The 1,659-nt window shown below is 46.4% G+C and carries 2 protein-coding genes and 1 pseudogene; all 3 read left to right on the forward strand.

The features are described 5' to 3' along the window. Positions 1–285 precede the first annotated feature (285 nt). Positions 286–864, forward strand: a complete 579-nt coding sequence (locus tag HMPREF9007_RS03140) for a UpxY family transcription antiterminator (RefSeq protein WP_008763391.1) — start codon at positions 286–288, stop codon at positions 862–864. 10 nt (positions 865–874) lie between these two features. Continuing rightward, complete coding sequence (locus HMPREF9007_RS03135; protein WP_008763392.1) at positions 875–1,243, forward strand: UpxZ family transcription anti-terminator antagonist; 369 nt, start codon at positions 875–877, stop codon at positions 1,241–1,243. Positions 1,244–1,258: 15 nt separating this feature from the next. Further along, positions 1,259–1,659, forward strand: a pseudogene (locus HMPREF9007_RS03130) (capsule biosynthesis protein); the annotation flags it as partial.

Below are 1,659 nucleotides of genomic sequence, written 5' to 3' on the forward strand. Positions count from 1 at the left end.
GGAATGATTCATGGCGCAAAGATGGACATATTTATGAAAATACGCAAACAAAAATGAAATTAATTTCTTAAAATGAATCAAAAGTCGGCATAACAGACGGAAAATGACAATATCCGTGTTATGTCTTTTTTTTATTCCAATTTATGAAAGACACCTTCACTTCTGCCTTATTTCCTGAATACCAGTCCTCTTCCGATGTTTTCGTTGAAAAAAGTTCCCTGTTTAGCTTGTCCTTTGTTTGTGAGTTACCTAAGAAGTAACGGATAAACATGGGGTAAAAAAAACATGATTTTAAGAAAAAAGAAATCACTCAATGCTGGGCCTATTTATGGGACAGGGGAAGGCGTAGCACACTCAAAACGCTGGTATGTTGCTTTGGTTCGGATGCACCATGAAAAGAAGGTTTCGGAGCATCTGGACAAGATGGGTATCGAGAATTTCGTTCCCGTTCAACAGGAATTCCACCAATGGAGCGACCGTCGCAAGCTGGTCACCTCCGTCTTGCTTCCTATGATGGTCTTCGTACACGTTGACCCTAGGGAACGCATGGAAGTCCTGAGTTTTTCTACTGTGAGCCGTTACATGGTGATGCGCGGCGAGAGTAGTCCTGCCGTAATTCCTGACGAGCAGATGGCCCGTTTCCGTTTCATGCTTGATTATTCTGAAGAATCGATCAGCATGAACAGTGCCCCTTTGGCCCGTGGCGAAAAGGTCCGCGTGATTAAAGGCCCCCTGACGGGTCTTGTTGGCGAACTGGTTCATGTGGATGGCAAGAGTAAGATCGCCGTTCGCCTGAATATGCTGGGATGTGCCTGTGTGGATATGCCTGTCGGTTATGTAGAGCCTATTATGGCGGCTGTTTAAGGCGCGGGATATGGATGCTGTTATTTTACAGGAAAACATAGAGGGTTTATTAAATTTGGTACGCATGCTGCTTCCTGGTGGGGGGAGTGCAGGCTGCGTGTATCTGGATGCCCTTTCCGCCTTACAACGATCCATCCACAAACAGATAAACGATTTATATTCACAACGGGGGAAGACACCGGAACAGGATGCTACCCTGTGTTTGGCCATCCTTCAGGGATATAATGTGTCGATGTACGCCAATCCGGAAGACGAGGATAGAAAACGGTCTGTCTTGCAGCGTTCTCTGACCCTCCTTGATGTTCTTCCCCCTTCTCTTCTTAAACAACAGTTGTCTGCGGTCTGTCACGGTATGCAGGAACTGTGTGAAACCAACTAACTTTTTTATTTGTCAATGAAAATACAACGACTTTTTAGCATTCTACTTTTTTGTTCTATGCTGGGAAGTGGCTCGCTTATGGCCCAGTCCATGAGTGACTCACAGGTACTGGAATATGTAAAGGACGGCATCCGGCAAGGCAAGGAACAGAAGCAGCTTGCTTCCGAGCTTGCGCGTAAAGGTGTGACCAAGGAACAGGCTATGCGTGTGAAGCAGCTCTATGAGCAGCAGAACAATGTAAATACCTCGAAATCAACGGGCACGGACATCAACGAATCCCGCCTTCGTGAAGAGACTAAGGAGAATACTTCCGACATGTTGGAAGATCATCCGACTACGGAAGATTGGCCCGTGAGGACCAGGTTTTCGGGCGCAATATCTTCAATACCCGCAACCTGACGTTCGAGCCTAGTGTC

The sequence above is a fragment of the Bacteroides sp. 1_1_14 genome (genome assembly GCF_000162515.1).
GTDB classification, from domain to species: domain Bacteria; phylum Bacteroidota; class Bacteroidia; order Bacteroidales; family Bacteroidaceae; genus Bacteroides; species Bacteroides thetaiotaomicron.